At 74.2% G+C, this 14,688-nt stretch carries 16 protein-coding genes; 13 read left to right on the top strand and 3 right to left on the bottom strand.

Going from position 1 to position 14,688, the window contains the following annotated elements; translation table 11 throughout:
* Window positions 1–247: 247 nt before the first annotated feature.
* Window positions 248–1,129, bottom strand: coding sequence for a hypothetical protein (locus tag CLV92_RS20245; RefSeq protein WP_146099706.1), 882 nt, complete (start codon window positions 1,127–1,129; stop codon window positions 248–250).
* 165 nt (window positions 1,130–1,294) lie between these two features.
* Here CLV92_RS20245 and CLV92_RS20240 point away from each other — a divergent pair, with 165 nt between their 5' ends.
* A complete protein-coding gene (locus tag CLV92_RS20240; RefSeq protein ID WP_104435822.1) occupies window positions 1,295–1,672 on the top strand; it encodes a hypothetical protein in 378 nt (125 codons plus the stop codon).
* Window positions 1,673–1,969: 297 nt separating this feature from the next.
* On the opposite strand, the gene CLV92_RS20235 is transcribed toward CLV92_RS20240, so the two are convergent.
* Window positions 1,970–3,250, bottom strand: a complete 1,281-nt coding sequence (locus tag CLV92_RS20235; RefSeq protein ID WP_245887007.1) for a hypothetical protein — start codon at window positions 3,248–3,250, stop codon at window positions 1,970–1,972.
* A gap of 425 nt (window positions 3,251–3,675) precedes the next feature.
* Here CLV92_RS20235 and CLV92_RS20230 point away from each other — a divergent pair, with 425 nt between their 5' ends.
* The 8 genes from CLV92_RS20230 to CLV92_RS20195 all read left to right on the top strand — a co-directional run bounded on the left by CLV92_RS20230 (window position 3,676) and on the right by CLV92_RS20195 (window position 11,764).
* Window positions 3,676–3,990 (top strand): hypothetical protein, encoded by a 315-nt coding sequence (locus CLV92_RS20230; protein WP_104435820.1) that lies wholly within the window; start codon window positions 3,676–3,678, stop codon window positions 3,988–3,990.
* A 146-nt stretch (window positions 3,991–4,136) separates the two neighbouring features.
* The gene (locus tag CLV92_RS20225) at window positions 4,137–5,117 is read left to right on the top strand and encodes a YncE family protein (protein WP_146099705.1); all 981 of its coding nucleotides are present in this window, start codon (window positions 4,137–4,139) and stop codon (window positions 5,115–5,117) included.
* A gap of 90 nt (window positions 5,118–5,207) precedes the next feature.
* On the top strand, window positions 5,208–5,753 hold the full coding sequence (locus CLV92_RS20220) for a SigE family RNA polymerase sigma factor (RefSeq protein ID WP_104435816.1): 546 nt from the start codon (window positions 5,208–5,210) through the stop codon (window positions 5,751–5,753).
* Window positions 5,753–6,553 carry a hypothetical protein gene (locus tag CLV92_RS20215; RefSeq protein ID WP_146099704.1) on the top strand — a complete coding sequence of 267 codons (801 nt, stop codon included), beginning with the start codon at window positions 5,753–5,755 and terminating at the stop codon, window positions 6,551–6,553. Before CLV92_RS20220 ends, CLV92_RS20215 begins: the two co-directional genes overlap by 1 nt.
* A gap of 182 nt (window positions 6,554–6,735) precedes the next feature.
* Complete coding sequence (locus tag CLV92_RS20210; protein ID WP_104435813.1) at window positions 6,736–7,953, top strand: NAD(P)/FAD-dependent oxidoreductase; 1,218 nt, start codon at window positions 6,736–6,738, stop codon at window positions 7,951–7,953.
* Window positions 7,954–8,041: 88 nt separating this feature from the next.
* Window positions 8,042–9,586, top strand: coding sequence for a bifunctional transcriptional activator/DNA repair enzyme AdaA (locus CLV92_RS20205; RefSeq protein ID WP_245887005.1), 1,545 nt, complete (start codon window positions 8,042–8,044; stop codon window positions 9,584–9,586).
* Complete coding sequence (locus CLV92_RS22670) at window positions 9,583–10,098, top strand: methylated-DNA--[protein]-cysteine S-methyltransferase (RefSeq protein ID WP_245887004.1); 516 nt, start codon at window positions 9,583–9,585, stop codon at window positions 10,096–10,098. The genes CLV92_RS20205 and CLV92_RS22670 overlap by 4 nt, the downstream gene beginning before the upstream one ends.
* A 37-nt stretch (window positions 10,099–10,135) precedes the next feature.
* Window positions 10,136–11,764, top strand: a complete 1,629-nt coding sequence (locus CLV92_RS20195) for a GGDEF domain-containing protein (protein ID WP_146099703.1) — start codon at window positions 10,136–10,138, stop codon at window positions 11,762–11,764.
* Between the two features lie 37 nt (window positions 11,765–11,801).
* Here the strand turns inward: CLV92_RS20195 and CLV92_RS20190 are convergent, their stop codons facing one another.
* Window positions 11,802–12,104 (bottom strand): hypothetical protein, encoded by a 303-nt coding sequence (locus CLV92_RS20190; RefSeq protein WP_104435809.1) that lies wholly within the window; start codon window positions 12,102–12,104, stop codon window positions 11,802–11,804.
* 142 nt (window positions 12,105–12,246) lie between these two features.
* On the opposite strand from CLV92_RS20190, the gene CLV92_RS20185 reads away from it, so the two are divergent.
* From CLV92_RS20185 to CLV92_RS20170, 4 genes are read left to right on the top strand one after another with little or no spacing between them, the layout of a single operon-like run.
* Window positions 12,247–12,654 (top strand): four-helix bundle copper-binding protein, encoded by a 408-nt coding sequence (locus tag CLV92_RS20185; protein WP_170112794.1) that lies wholly within the window; start codon window positions 12,247–12,249, stop codon window positions 12,652–12,654.
* A gap of 26 nt (window positions 12,655–12,680) precedes the next feature.
* On the top strand, window positions 12,681–13,181 hold the full coding sequence (locus CLV92_RS20180; protein ID WP_104435831.1) for a hypothetical protein: 501 nt from the start codon (window positions 12,681–12,683) through the stop codon (window positions 13,179–13,181).
* A 4-nt stretch (window positions 13,182–13,185) separates the two neighbouring features.
* Window positions 13,186–13,707: a DUF2243 domain-containing protein gene (locus CLV92_RS20175; protein WP_104435807.1), complete on the top strand. Its 522-nt coding sequence runs from the start codon at window positions 13,186–13,188 to the stop codon at window positions 13,705–13,707.
* Window positions 13,697–14,557 carry a cytochrome c oxidase assembly protein gene (locus CLV92_RS20170; protein WP_104435829.1) on the top strand — a complete coding sequence of 287 codons (861 nt, stop codon included), beginning with the start codon at window positions 13,697–13,699 and terminating at the stop codon, window positions 14,555–14,557. The genes CLV92_RS20175 and CLV92_RS20170 overlap by 11 nt, the downstream gene beginning before the upstream one ends.
* Window positions 14,558–14,688: the final 131 nt, after the last annotated feature.

The following is a 14,688-nucleotide window of genomic DNA, read 5'->3' as shown; positions in this document are numbered from 1 at the left end:
TGCCGGCGACACCCACCCATGTCGACCGCGACGACGCAGGTCAGGACGAGACACCCACCCGCGAGTCCGGAACGCTTGCGATGCTCAGCCTCCGGTCGCCGCTCAGGGCGCTGTCGACGGAGGCTCACTGCGCCACCCAGCCGCTCCTCGGCCAGGCCGCGCGTCCATCGGCGGTCATGATCGAGCACTGGGCGCATCAGAAGCGGACGTTCGAGCCGACTCGGGGGTCGTGGCTGGCCCTGCCGGCTCAGCTCCTCGCAGGAGCACCGGTGTTGTTGCCGGGCGCCTCGGTCGCGAAGATCCGACGTGCCTCCTGCAGTTCCGCGATGGCGGCGTCGATCAGCTCCACGGTGCCGGCACCGGGTCCGCCGGCGCTGACGGCGCTGCCGCCCCTGGCCAGGTCGTAGACGGTGACCCGCACGACGCCCAGCTCCGGACGCTGGCTGGACTCGTGAAGCTGCCGCAGCTGCGGGTCGTCAGGGTCGAACGCCTGCCACCCCGGCGCGGTACCGAGCTCGACCGTCTTGTGCACGGGACGTGCGCGAGCGGCGGCCTCGCGGAACGGCTGCACGTCAAGGTCGTGGACGGTGGCGCCGATGCCCCGCTCCGGCCACTGGCAGGTGATGCGAAGGCGCCCCGTCGTGGGCAGCGGCCACAGCCAGTACTCCTGGTCGAAAACCTCAGAACTGCCGGCTGCTCCACCTCGCCGCAGCACGGCGTGTTCGGGCCTCCAGTTCGCGTCTTCAGGCTGGAATGGCCGCAGCCGCTGGGCGTTGGGGTGCTTCCTCTCCGGAAGCGGATCGGTGCCGGTGACCCGCTGCCCGTCGGGTAGGCCGATGCTCCACCGCAGCCCTCCTTCGGAGAAGGGGTCGCCGATGTCGCTGCCCGGTGCCGGGCCCTTCACCAGGGCCGTCACGATCATCGACAGGCCTGTTGGGAAAGCCTTGACGGTGGTGAGCAGCACCACAGCCTGCTCCGACTCCCCCAGCGTCAAGGCGACGGGGACGGAGCCGGGCCGGACGCCGCGGGGCGGGCCGAGGTAGGCCGGCAGGGCCGGGGCCGGCAGTTCGTCCTCCGGCGCTTCCCCGAACAAGCCGGGGACGTAGGTGGCCGGGTCGATGCTGCTCATGAGGAACACCCTGCAGCGCGGGATCCCGCCCGTCATCCGACCACGGACGGAGTTGGACGCCCTCGGCCGGTCATGATTGCGCTCCACTTGCGTCGTGAGCCTGTGATCGGGCCCCATCTGTCAGGCGAGACGTGCTCCATTGCATGCTCCTGCCACGATGGAGGCGTGGAAGTGCCGCTCGACTGTTGCGACGATCATGAGCAGTACCGCCGGGACAAGGTCGCCGACATCCAGGGCCAGGACGTCATCGCGGCGACCGATGCTCTGCTCGAGTTGGCGCTCAACGATCCGGACCGGGCCTTCGTTGAGGACCTGCTCGTGCGGGTGCTGGAGCAGCCTGGAGCCGTCGACGTGCGCGCTCTGGCGGTGACGTGCCTCGGACACACGGCCCGCATCCACGGAGCCATCGGCCACCATCGGGTGCTACCCCTGCTGGCAGGGCTCCGCAACGACCTCGATCCTGACGTCGCATGCCGGGTCGACGACGCCCTCGGTGACATCGAGATGTTCGCCCCGCCGTCGTCCGGCAGCGAGTCCGGGTAGGAGGGACACGCCCTGTCGGGGCTCGGCTCCGAAGGGGTTCGCCGGATGATCGGGGTCTACCTCCTGGCCTTCTTGAACCCGAAGCGAGAGCTTCCGGACAACCCGCTCACCCCCTGCCGCCAGGGTGGCCGAACGCCAACCAGCCTTGATCGCCAGAAGATCACATGCCCCGGCGACCACTCGCTCTTCGCCAGGGGCGTGCGCCCATGGGCGGTCATGATCCCGCCCGCAGCGCGCCCTGCGCGTGTGGTCCGGCCACCTATCCGCGGCGCCGTGGTGAGACGGGTGCGGCTGCGATCACGCCGTGCGGAGCGGGAGGTCCGGGAGGTGCTCAACGGCCCAGGTGGCGAGGTCGGGACGGATGGCGGGCCACCGCTGCCGTAGCCGCTGGATCTCGGCTGCGGCGGGGGGCTGTTCGCGGTGGCGCCACAGGAAGGTGAGCAGCTCCGATCCCCATGGTGGGTCCGTGACGAGCCCAGCTGAACTCCACGTCTCACGGGGGGTGTGCTTGGACTTCAGCGCCTGCCGCAGGGCGGTGATCGCGGCGGGGAGGTCCTCTGCCCGGCCGTGGCCGGCGATGAGCTCGCTGGCGTACAGGCGCTGGGCGAGCGACCTGTCCTGCAGGAGCTGCTCCCAGAGGCCCTTGGCCACGAGGTGACCGCCCCGTCGGACGAGGTGGCCCATCGCGCCCAGGCGGACCTCCAACCGCTCGGACCGGCTCAGCACCTCCAGCGCCTGCTGCACCGCTGGGGTGTCGGGGCAGCCACCGAGAGCGTCGGCTGCGGAGGCGGCCACGACTGCCGCGTCGGGGCCCTTCTTGGCGTCGTGCTCCACGGCCACGTCGGCCACGACGGACGCCAGGTGCTCGCTGCGGGTCTCGGGGACCACCGCGAGGATCTTCAGGACCGGCCAGTGCAGGTCGCGGCACGAGCTGGCCAGCAGCTCAGTGAGCAGCTCCTCCGGCAGTTGCGGAACGGGCCACAACCTGCCGAACCCCCAGTGCGCGACCTGGGTCACCGCGTCCTCCACCGCCTCCACCAGAGAGGTGACGTGCCAGGGCGCGCGGGTCCGGGTCGGCGGCTTCTGCAGCGCCGGGTGCAGTTCCTGCACCGCCACTTCCAGCACCTGCCGGCACAGCGGCGCGTCGGGGGTGTTGCGCAGGGCGAAGAGGCACGCATCGGCGGCGCGTGCGCGGTAGCCGAGGGATGCGCTGGGATCGGTGACGATGTCCAGCAGCTGCTGCACGAACCGCGCCCCACCGATCGCGAACAAGGCCGGGTCGAAGGGGCCGTGGACGTATCGGTCCGGGCCGGGACCGCCGATCCGCTCCTGCAGCCAGGCGTCGCTGACCGTCTCGGCGATGTCGAGCGGCCGGCTGAACGCCACCTCCACCCCGGCATAGGACAACCCCATGGCGGGGCGGACGACGGCGATCGGGCGGTGATTGCGGTCGACCTCCAGCTGGAAGGGCGCCACCTCCCCGTCCACGACGGGTTCGGTGCGTCGCAGCACCTCCTCGTCTGCGTCGAGGACGGAGGCAGCCAGCGCCGCATCACCGGCCGCGACCGCGATCCGCACCCGGCACGGCACGGCAAGTGCTCACCGAGGAGCGAGGCTGCCCACTCCTCCGCCTCCTCCGCGGTCACAGGACCCTCGATCACCGCGTCACGTCTCCCTCGTCACCGCACGTCGGGCCGGCGCGGAACCGCCGCGCACACCGACCACCATGCCCGAGCGATGGTCGCCGCCGAGCACGGCGAACGGCAGGACACCCGCTCGCTCATCGACGAAGGCACGCGTCCGAGCGGGCTGTGATCGCGCACTGAGGGCGGCATGACCGTGCATCACGCAGCGCGGCATGACCACGGGAGCATCTGTCGTGGTCGCTCTCACCCGTGCCCTTGGCCTGGTCTCAGCCCTCTGCCCAGCAGACTGTCGTCCGGGGTCAGTCCGACCGCCCCGTCGCCCATCGTCCAACTTCGTCGTAGCGAGGAGGCTCGTGAGTGAACGCCCGCGAACGACCGAGGGTGGTGTGCCTCTGTGGCTCGCTGCGCTTCCAGAGCCTGTTTGAGTTGGAGCGACAACGGCTGACATCTCTAGGCGTGATCGTGCTCGGTCCCGAGGCGATCAGTGAAGAGCTGACGCCTGCCAGGCGCGACGCACTGGGTGAGTTGCACCTGAGGCGGATCGACCTGGCGGACGAGGTCCGCGTGGTGAGCGAAGGCGGCTACTTCGGACCATCGACACGACGCGAGATCGAGTACGCACGGAAGAAGCGCAAGCTCATCACCTCGGTGGAGCCGACTCTCAACCTGTGACATCGCGCCTCCGGTCTAGTCCAGCGCCGGCTGCTCGGTCACCGACATGGTCGGACGTCGCCAGCCCGTCATAGTCACGTTCGCACGGCGGCGTGAGCGTGCGTCTGCTCAGGTGGTGGGCCACGGTCAGGAGTGTGGAGAAGACCATGACCTCGGAGCCTGCCGGTGCGCTGGGCATCGTGCGGCTGTACGTCGACACCACCCCCGTCTCGGCCACGCCGACGTTCCAGCTCCTCCGCCACGGTGAAGATGGTGTCGTCCCGCACCGCTGGGAGTCCGTGCTGGCCGCGGCTGGTGAGCCGCCGCGGATGCTCGTCATCAGCCCCTCGGGACGCACGCTGCTGGGTCTGGTCCCCGCACCGGCCGGCGAGGACACGGGCAACGCCGCAGAAGCAGCCGAGCCGGCGCAACGGCTGGTCGTCGTCGACATCGCCACCGCACGCACGACGCCCACTGCCTTCCTCCAGCGAGGGCCCACGCAGCACCTGAACTACGCGATGTCCCCCGACGACGAGCACCTCGCCGTCGCCTTCACCGACTACGGGCGGGGCAGGGAGCACCTGAGGATCACCGTCGTGAGCGGGGCGCAGCAGCAGGTCAGCGTCGAGCGCACCTTCTCCGGATCCACCATGCGGCGCGACGAGATGGACTACCTGCTGCAGTGGTCACCCGACGGGGGCCACCTGGCGGTGACGACGGGGGTGCCCGGTCAGGCGTACGAGTCCGTGCTCGTCCTGGACGCCCGGACGCTGGAGACGGTCCGGGCCGTGGAGACGGCGTGGTTGATGGGGTCGCTGTCGTGGTCCCCGGAGGGCGATCGCCTCGCGGTGGTGGACTTCCACCGCCCGCGCCTGCTGCACGTGCAGGACGGTCGGCTGGAGGAGGTGTCGTGGCTTCGGAGCCACCGCGAGGACCCTCCCCGCGGGCCCCAGATCATCGGGCTGATGTCGGGTGAGCGTGCCCTGGTGCTGCGCCAGACCATGAAGCGCCTGCGACTCATCGCCGCCAGTCTCGCTATGGGCGAGGGGCCGGTCCTCGCCGCCCTCCGACTCGGGGAGTTCGACTGGCCCATCCGCCTCACCGTCTCCCGCCAGTGGGAGACGGTCACCGGCGCCCTCGACGCATGATCGTGTTCGGCGTGCGGGAGGAGACGGCTGGGCAGGCGGGCAACCTCCGGCGCACCTGGGGCGCCAGGGCAGTGTGGAGAGCACCAGATCATGAGTCGTGAGGACTTCAGCGAGTGGGCTCACGCCGCCTCGCCGCGGCTGTGCCGCATCGCGCGGGTGCTCACCGTGGACGCCGACGCCGCGGAGGACCTGGTGCAGGACGTGCTGGAGAAGATGTACGTCCGCTGGCACCGCATCGAGGAGCCGGACGCCTACGCCCGCCGAGCACTGACCAACGCCGTGACCTCACGCTGGCGCCGGCAGGGACGGCGGCAGGAGACCTCCTGGGAGGCGCGTGAGGACGCCGGCGCGTCCCACCCACCGGTCTACCCCCACGCCGGGACGGAGGAACGCATCGACCTCCTCGGTGACCTCGCCCGGTTGCCCCCTCGTCAACGCGCCGTGCTGGCCCTGCGCTACCTCGACGACCGCAGCGAGCAGGAGGTCGCCGACCTGCTCGACATCAGCCCCGGCACCGTCAAGAGCCAGACGTCCAAGGCGTTGGCGCGGTTGCGGCACCCCCTGGGCGCCTCCCTCGACCTGAGCGACATCACCGGCCGCAGTGGACCTGCCGGAGTGAGAGGAGCGGAGAAGTGATGCGTGAGGACCGCAGCGCCGACGACGAGCGCATGAGCCGCGACCTGCTGACCGCCACGGACCCCCTGCCGGACATCGGCGCCCTGGTGGGCCGGGCCGTCGACGGCGGCCGTCGGCGGCTCCGGCGACGCCGCCTCACCGTCGCGGCCGGCGGGACGTCGCTGACGGTGGTCGCGGCGCTGCTGGTCCTCTCCCCGCCTGATCTGGGGGACATGGCGAGCACCGACGACGTCCGCCTCACCGCGCCGTCCGAGCTCGGAGTGCGAAGCGTGGTCGAGGCCCGGCAGCAGGCCGCGCTGCTCACCGAACCCTTCAACGAGGCCCTCGAAACCGCCCTGCCCGGCTGGCCGGCCGCCGAGGGCGACTACTCCCGCAGCGCCGACGGCCCGTACACGGGGTGGGTCTTCACCTCCACCAACACCGAGGCGCCCGTCACGGAGCTGACCGTCAGGGTCGAAGGTCCTGCGGCGGGCACCGCGGCAACACGGTTCTGCGTGCCGGCGGAATCGACACCCTCGATGCCGTGCACGCAGCGGACACTGCCCGACGGCACCGAACTGCACAGCGGCCTCACCCAGCTCAGCATCACGGACGAGCACGGCGACGTCGTCACCAGCACCCCGCCCTTCGCCCGGGCGAACCTGCCCGACGGGCGAACCGTCCTCGCCACCGTCAGCATCGGTGAACCCGGCGCCGTCTCCGCGGACAGCGTCGCGTTGCCCGCAGGTTCACCGCTGACCACCGCTGCGCTCGAAGAACTGGTCACCGCCCCGCAACTGGCGCAGATGCCCCTGCCCTGAGGCGCCACCGGCCCCTGCACCCGGGCAGGACCAGCACGCCGAGAACCCCTCGCCGCCGCGCACCCGAGGGGGTCGACACCGTCCGCCACGACGGCCTGGAGCTCGTCGTCGCTGAACCAGGCGATGCGCTCGCGCTCGTCCACCGACTGGCGTGCGCCGGGTTCGGCGGTGAGGGTTGCCCCGTGCCCACCTCCCTCCGCGCTCCCCGCTCCGGCACGTCGGTCACCCGGGCCGAGGTCCTCGTCGTCGGCGCCGGCAACGCAGGCATCTCCCTGGCCGCCAAGCTCCTGCGAGACGGCGCCCCCGACGTGGCGATCATCGAGCCGTCCCCGGTGCACCGCTACCGCCCGCTGCTGAACTACGTGGGCGCCGGCCAAGCCACACCCGCCGAGGTGGAACGGCCCATGAGCTCGGTGATCCCTGCGGGATGCCGCTGGGTGCAGGACGCCGTCGAGACGGTCGACGCCGAGGCCCGCACGGTACGCACCCGGCGGGGAGCGAGCATCAGCTACACCACGCTGGTGCTCTGCCCCGGCATGCGCGAGGACTGGGCCGCGACCCCGGGGTTGCAGGACGCCTACAGCGCCGGCTGGGCGGGCTCGACGTACGTCCCGAGCTCGGCACCCCTGGTGTGGCCGGCCCTCACGAGGATCCGGAAGGGCCCGGTGGTCTTCACCGTCCCTCCCGAGCCGGCGCCGTGCGGTCCCACAGCGCTGAAGCCGGCACTGATGGCGTGCGACCACTGGCGCCGCAGCGGGGTGCTGAGCGACCTCGACGTCACCGTGGTGCTCCCCGAAACCCAGCCACTGGCCGTGGCAGGTGCCGACGAGCACCTGGAGGCCGTCTTCGCCTCCTACGGCGTCACGGTGGTGCGCCAGTCCCGGCTGGAGGGCGTGGACCCGGTGCTGCGCTCCGTGGACCTCGCCACCCCCACCGGTACCCGGCGACTGGAGCAGGTCGCCTACGCGCACGCCGTGCCCCACTACAGCGCCCCCGACTGGATCACCCGCAGCGGGTTGGGCGGTGCATCGCCCGCCGGGCTCGTCGACATCGACCCGGCCACGCTGCGGTCCAGGCGCCACGACGACGTCTGGGCGATCGGTGATGCCGCCGCGATCGACACCCGCTCCTCCGGTGGAGCGCTGCGCAAGCAGGTCAAGGTCTTGGCCCACAACATCGCCGCTGCCTCCTCGGGCAGGAGGATGCACTCCTACGACGGATACACCGTGATGCCGGTGACCACCTCCCGGCACCAGCTGATGCTGGTGCAAGCCGACCGGAAGGGACCCCGCCCGCTGGCCCTGCCGGATCCCTTCGCACCACGCCGATCGGCGTGGTGGTTCGACCGTCACGTCCTCCCGCAGATCTACTTCCGTCGTCTGCTGCGCGGCAAGGTCTGAGGACCGGGCTCACACGCACCACCACCGCCCCCACCGCGATGTCCGATCCCCGCCGGTCCGGCGCCCGGCGGAGGGGCAGACTCCTGCCGTGCCCGACCCGCGCAGCGACCTCGCCCCGGACGTCCCCGCCGGGGCGGGACTGGACCCCGAGGCCTGCTACCGCGCCGCCGCGGGCCGCGACCCCCGCTTCGACGGGCGCATCTACCTGGCCGTGGCCACCACCGGCATCTACTGCCGCCCCTCCTGCCCCGCCCGCACACCCCGACCCGAGAACTGCCGCTGGTTCCGCTCCGCCGCGGCGGCCGTGTCCGCGGGGTTCCGGGCCTGCAAGCGGTGCCGACCCGACGCGCTGCCCGGCACCCGCGACCACGACGCGAGCGCCGGGCTGGCGGACCGCGCGGTGCGCCTCATCGGGGAGGGCGCCGTGGACGACGGCGGCATCGCGGGCCTCGCGGCACGGCTGGCGGTGTCCGAGCGGCACCTGCACCGGGTCCTCGTGGCGGCCGTGGGCGCCGGACCGCAGCAGCTCAACCGCACCCGGCGCGCGCAGACCGCTCGGATGCTGCTGGAGCAGACGCCCCTGCCCGTCACCGACGTCGCCTTCGCCGCGGGGTTCGCCAGCGTGCGCCAGTTCAACGACGTGATGCGCGCGGAGTTCGCCCTCACGCCCTCCCAGCTGCGCCGCACCCGCGCACCCGAGGACGGGCGCGCACCGGCCGAACCGTCGGCACCGGTGCTGGTGCTGCGGCTGCGGCACCGCCCCCCGCTGGCGCTCGCGGTGCTGCGCGAGACCCTCGCCGCGCGGGCGGTGCCCGGCGCCGAGCGCGTCGAGGACGGCCGGCACACCCGCTGCGTGCCCGGCGGCCACGGCCCCGCGCTGGTGACCGCGCACCTCGGCCCGCACGAGGGTGCGGGCAGGGGCGGGGACAGCGGCGGGCACGTCGGCGTGCGGCTGCGGCTGGCCTCCCTCGACGACCTGGGGGCGGTGGTGGCCCGGGTGCGGCGCTGGCTGGACCTCGACGCGGACCCGGTGCAGATCGACTCCGCGCTCGCAGCGGACCCGGACCTGGCCGCGCTGGTGGCGGCGCGCCCGGGGCTGCGGCTGCCCGGGGCGCCGGACCCCTTCGAGGCCGCCGTGCGGGCGCTGCTGGGCCCGGAGCGGCCCGCGGCGGCGCGGCTGGTGGCGCGCTGGGGCGCCGACGCGGGTGAGGGGCTGCGCGCCTTCCCCGGGGCCGCCGACCTGGCCGCGGCGGGCCCCGACGCCCTGGCCGCGGAGGGGGTCCCCGCCCCAGCGGCCCGCACCGTGCACGCGCTCGCCGAGGCCGTCGCCTCGGGCCTGGACCTCGGCCCCGGCTGCGACCGCGCCGCTGTCCGCGCCGCCCTGGCCCGCCTGCCGGGCGCGGCGGAGCGCCCCGCGGAGGCCGTGGCCTGCGCGGCGCTGCACGACCCGGACGCCCTGCCCGCCTCCGACCCGGCGCTGCAGCGGCGGCTGGGGGTGCGCACCGCCGCCGCGGTGCGCGCCCGCGCCGCGGCGTGGCGGCCCTGGCGCGCCTACGCGGCCGCCCACCTGCTCCTGCCGCAGCCACCACCCCCGCCGTCCGCCCCCGCCCGACCGACCGAGGAGCCGTCGTGACCCCGCCCCTGCTCTCCTACTCGCTGCCCTGCCCCGTCACCGCCCTCGGCGTGCTCGTCACCCCGGAGGACGGCGTCGTCCGGGCCGCCGGCTACGGCCCGCCGGAGGAGCAGCTCCAGCGCCTGGCGCCCGCCCTGCGCGAACGCGGCACCACACCCGGCGGCGCGGACGACCCCGTCGCGAAGGCGGTCGCGGCCTACGCGGCGGGCGACCTGACCGCCCTCGACGCCGTGACCGTCGAGCAGCCCGGCGGGCCGTTCCTGCAGCGCGTGTGGACCGCCATGCGGGCCGTGCCCGCGGGCCGCACCGCCACCTACGCGCAGCTCGCCGCCGCGGCGGGCAGCCCCACCGCCGTCCGCGCCGCCGGTTCCGCCTGCGCCCGCAACCTCCTCGCACCGTTCGTGCCGTGCCACCGCATCCTCCGCACCGGCGGCGGGCTCGGCGGCTACCGCTACGGGCTGGGCGTGAAGGAGGAGCTGCTGCGCCACGAGGGGACCCTCCCGCCGGTGTGAGCGGCGCGCACACGGCACCATGGGGTCGGAGGCGGTGATGACCTCGATCCCGGACCAGGACACGACCCCGCAGCACGGCGAGAGCGCGCGGGCCGGCGCGCCCCCGCGAGACACCGAGACCCCGCGAGACACCGAGACCGAGCCGCTGACCCGCGACCTCGACGCCGCCGAGGTGATGACGAGCCGCGACGTCCAGGGCGCGGCGGACCTCGCGCTGTCGATCGGAACCCGCGCCAGCGAGCTCGGCCGGGAGGACCTCGTGCAGCGGGCCCGCCTCGTGCACGCGGACGTCAAGAGCCGGCGCGGGGAGGTCGCGGCGTCCGCCGTCATCATCCGCGACGTGCTGGGCTGGGCCGTCCAGCACGACCACCCCTACCTGCGCGCCCGCGCCGAGCGGCAGCTGGCCACCTTCCACACCATGGTCGGCGACACCAGCGCGGCCCTGGAGTGCGCCGTCACCGCCGTGGAAGGGCTTCCCGCCGACGCCCCCGCCCGCGTGGTCGCCGACCACCTCATGTGCCTGGCGCTCGCCCACGCCCGCACCTCCTCCTTCGACGCCGCCCGCGACCGCTTCCGCAGCGTCATCGACCTGGCCCGCGAGCTCGCCGACGCCGGGCTGCTCCTCAACGCGCTCAACAACCTCGCCTTCATGGAGCACGTCGCCGGGCAGGCGGAGGAGTCGCTGCGGATCTCGGAGGAGCTGGAGCGGGAGAGCGCCCGCCTCGGGGAGCCGCTGGTCATCTCGGCGCTCGACACGGTGGCGCGGGCGCTGATGAGCACCGGCGCCCACGCTGAGGCGGAGGCCGTCCTCCTCGCCGGCCTGGCCGAACCCGACCTGCTCACCGAACCCGACGACCTCCCCGAGATCCACCTGACGATCGCCGAGTGCCGTCGGGAGCTCGGCCGCTGCGACGAGGCCGCGGAGAGCCTCGCGACGGCGCTGCGGCTGGCCGAGGAGTGCGACCTCGACGGGGTCCTGCCGCGGATCGCGGAGGAGCAGTCCGCGCTCGCCGCCGCCACGGGCGACTACCGCACCGCCTACGAGTCGTACCGGCGCTTCCACACCCTGGAGGAGGAGCAGCGCTCGGCGGCGCGCGAGGCCCGGGCGCGCATCCTCGCCGCCGTCTTCGACGCGGAGGAGGCCCGCCGCAGCAGCCGCCGGTACCGGGAGATGTCCCTGCGCGACCACCTCACCGGCCTGCACAACCGGCGCTACGCGGAGGAGCGGCTGCCGGCCCTGCTGGCCCGGGCCGCGGAGACGGCGTCGTCGCTGTCCGTCGCCCTCGCCGACCTGGACCACTTCAAGCGGGTCAACGACCTGCACTCCCACGCCGCCGGGGACGCCGTGCTGGAGCGCTTCGCGCAGCTCCTGCAGGCGGTGACGCCGGAGCAGGGCTTCGCGGCGCGCCTGGGCGGGGAGGAGTTCCTGCTGGTGCTGCCCCGCCACGACGCGGCACAGGCGCGTGACGTCTGCCAGGACCTGGTGCGGACGGTGCGGGAGCACTCCTGGGAGGACCTCGTCGGCGACCTGCCGGTGACGGTGAGCGTCGGGCTCACGACGACGTTCGCGGGCGTCGGGGAGATGGGCGACCTGCTGGGCGAGGCGGACCGGCTGCTGTACGAGGCGAAGCGCGCGGGGCGCGACCGGGTCGCGGGCGGAGCCTGAGCACCCCGCCGTCAGACCCACTCGCCGCGCTCCCGCGTCAGATCCACTCGCTCCGCTCCTCGGGGACCTCCCGCGCCGCGGCCGGGTGCCCGGGGTGCCGGGCCGCCCACGCCTCCTTGGCGTCCAGCAGCTCCGCGGCCCGCCACGTCTCCAGGGTGGAGGGCGGGTGCACACCGGCGGCCCGGGCGAAGTCCCGGCGGCGGGCGTCGCCGAGCGCCAGCAGGTCCGCGCCGCCGAGGCCCCGGTGCCAGGCGTGCACCGCGAGCGCCCGCGCCTTGGCCGCCCGGTTGCGCACCGCCACGTCCGTGTGCGCGAAGTCGACCTCGTCCCCCGCCCCCACGCGCCCATCCTGCCGCGCGCCCCGCGGGATTCCCACGACCGGCGCGAATGCTTCCGGCCGCGGCGGGTATGCGACGGGCAGCCCGGCGCAGCCGTGGCCGGTGACGGGCCGGTCCCGTCGGGCACCAGAGGGAGGAAACACCGTGACCGTCGTGACGGACATGCTCGCCACCTACCCGAAGGACCTCGGCGGTGTGGACCGCGAGAAGCTCGCCGCCTGCATCCAGGCGTGCATCGAGTGCGCCCAGTCCTGCTCCGCCTGCGCCGACGCCTGCCTCAGCGAGGACATGGTCGCGGAGCTGACCAAGTGCATCCGCACCAACGCCGACTGCGCCGACATCTGCGACACCACCGCCCGGGTGCTCTCGCGGCACACCGGCTACGACGCCAACGTGACCCGCGCGATCGTCCAGGCCTGCGCCACCATCTGCAAGGCGTGCGGCGACGAGTGCGGCGGCCACGCGGAGATGCACGACCACTGCCGCGTGTGCGCGGAGGCGTGCCGCCGCTGCGAGACCGCTTGCAACGAGCTGCTCGCCACTCTCGGCTGAGGCTGCGGGTGGACGGGGGCTTCCGCATGCCGGCGACGACCGACCGGCGCGCACGGCTGCTGGCGGCGGCCGGGCGCGGGGTGGTGGCGGGGCTGGCCGGGGTGGCGGTCATGACGACCGCGGAGAAGGCCGAGCAGGCCCTGACGCACCGGCCGAACTCCTACGTGCCCGCCCGGGCGCTGCTCACCCTGCTGGGCCGCCACCCCTCCGACCGGGAGCACCCGTGGGTGGCGAACCACGCCATGCACTGGGGCACCGGAGCCGCCCTCGGCGCGCTGCGGGGCGTCTGGGCGGCGGTCGGCCTGCGGGGCCCCCGAGCACACCTGGCGCACACGGCCGTCCGGCTGTCCTTCGACCAGACCGTGGAGAACGCCACCGGTGTCGGCGCGCCGCCGCGCACCTGGCCCGTGCGGGAGCAGGTCGTGGACGTCGCGCACAAGGCGGTCTACTCGCTGGTGACGGGGCTCGTGGCGGAGCGCCTGGTGGCCCCCGAGCTGCAGTCGCGCCGCGGCACCGGCAGCCACTGACCCGATGGGCCCGAACGCAGCGGACCCCGGGGGCGCCGTGCCCGCAGCACCCGCCCGGAGCGCGAGGACGCCGGCGCGCCGTCCCTCCCTCGCCGCCGCGGCGCTGGTCGGGGCGGCGCTGATGGCCGCGGTCGACGAGATCGTGTTCCACCAGCTGCTCGCCTGGCACCACTTCTACGACCGCTCCACCCCCCAGGTGGCGCTGCTGTCCGACGGCCTGCTGCACGCCGCGGAACTCGTAGGGCTGGTGGCCGGCGCCTTCCTGCTCGCCGACCTGCGCCTGCGCGGCGCCCTGGCCCCGGCGTCGGCGCGGGCGGGGCTGTTCCTGGGGCTCGGCGGGTTCCAGCTCTTCGACGGGATCGTGGACCACAAGCTGCTGCGGGTGCACCAGATCCGCTACGGCGTCGACCTGCTGCCCTACGACGTGGCCTGGAACCTCGCCGGGGCGGTGCTCCTGCTGATCGGCGCGGTCCTGGCGCTGCGCTCCCGGCACGAGGGGGCGCGAGCGGGTGGGGATGGGCGGTAGCGCCCACCTCCACACCGGCGGCGACGCCGTGACGTGGCTGCTGCTGGCCGCGGTCTCGGTCACCGCCCTGGCCCTGCACCGGTTCCTGGTGCGACGGCGGCGCCACCGGCTCGGGAGGGCGTGGAGCCGGTGGCGCACGGCGAGCTTCGCCACCGGTGTGCTGCTGGCGGTGTCGGCCGTGTCACCGCCGCTGGCGCGCCTGGCGCACGACGACCTCACCGGGCACGTGGTGCAGCACCTGCTGCTGGGCATGTTCGCGCCGCTGGCGCTCGTGCTGGCCGCCCCGGTGACCCTGCTGCTGGGGGCGCTGCGCCCGCGGGCGGGGCGGCGGCTGGGGGCGGTGCTGGGCCGCCGCGGGGTGCACGTCCTCTCCCACCCGGCGGTCGCCGCCGTGCTGGACGTGGGTGGCCTCTACGCGCTGCACCTGACGCCGCTCTACGCGCTGAGCCTGCGCGAGCCGGTGCTGCACGTGCTGGTGCACGCGCACTTCCTGCTCGCGGGTTGCCTGTTCGCCTGGGCGGTCGCCGGACCGGATCCCGCCCCGCGACGGCCGGGCACCGCCGTGCGGGCGGGCGTGCTGGTGCTCGCCGTGGCGGCGCACTCGACGCTGGCGAAGCTGCTGTACGCCGCCGGGGGGCGCTTCCCGCCGGGTGCCGGGGCGGGTGCGGCGGAGGTGGAGCGGGCGGCGCAGTGGATGTACTACGGCGGCGACGTCGCCGAGCTGCTGCTGGCCGTCGCGCTGTTCGCGGGCTGGTACCGGCGCGGGGCACGAACCGCCGGGCGCCGCTCCGGAACCGGACGCAAGAGGACCCCGGTGCGAGGAACTCCCCGCACCGGGGTCCCGGCCTGAGTGCGACTCAGCGGCGCTTGGAGCCCGTCAGCTTGCTGACGACCTTGGAGATGACCGCACCCTTGATGATCCCGGACAAGAGTCCCATGACTGCTCCTCTCAACGGCTCGGCTGTTCTCCCCCTCTCATAC

Source organism: Kineococcus xinjiangensis (assembly GCF_002934625.1).
GTDB classification, from domain to species: domain Bacteria; phylum Actinomycetota; class Actinomycetes; order Actinomycetales; family Kineococcaceae; genus Kineococcus_A; species Kineococcus_A xinjiangensis.
The sequence above is the reverse complement of the archived record's forward strand: the minus strand, read 5'-3'. Positions and strand labels throughout refer to the sequence as shown.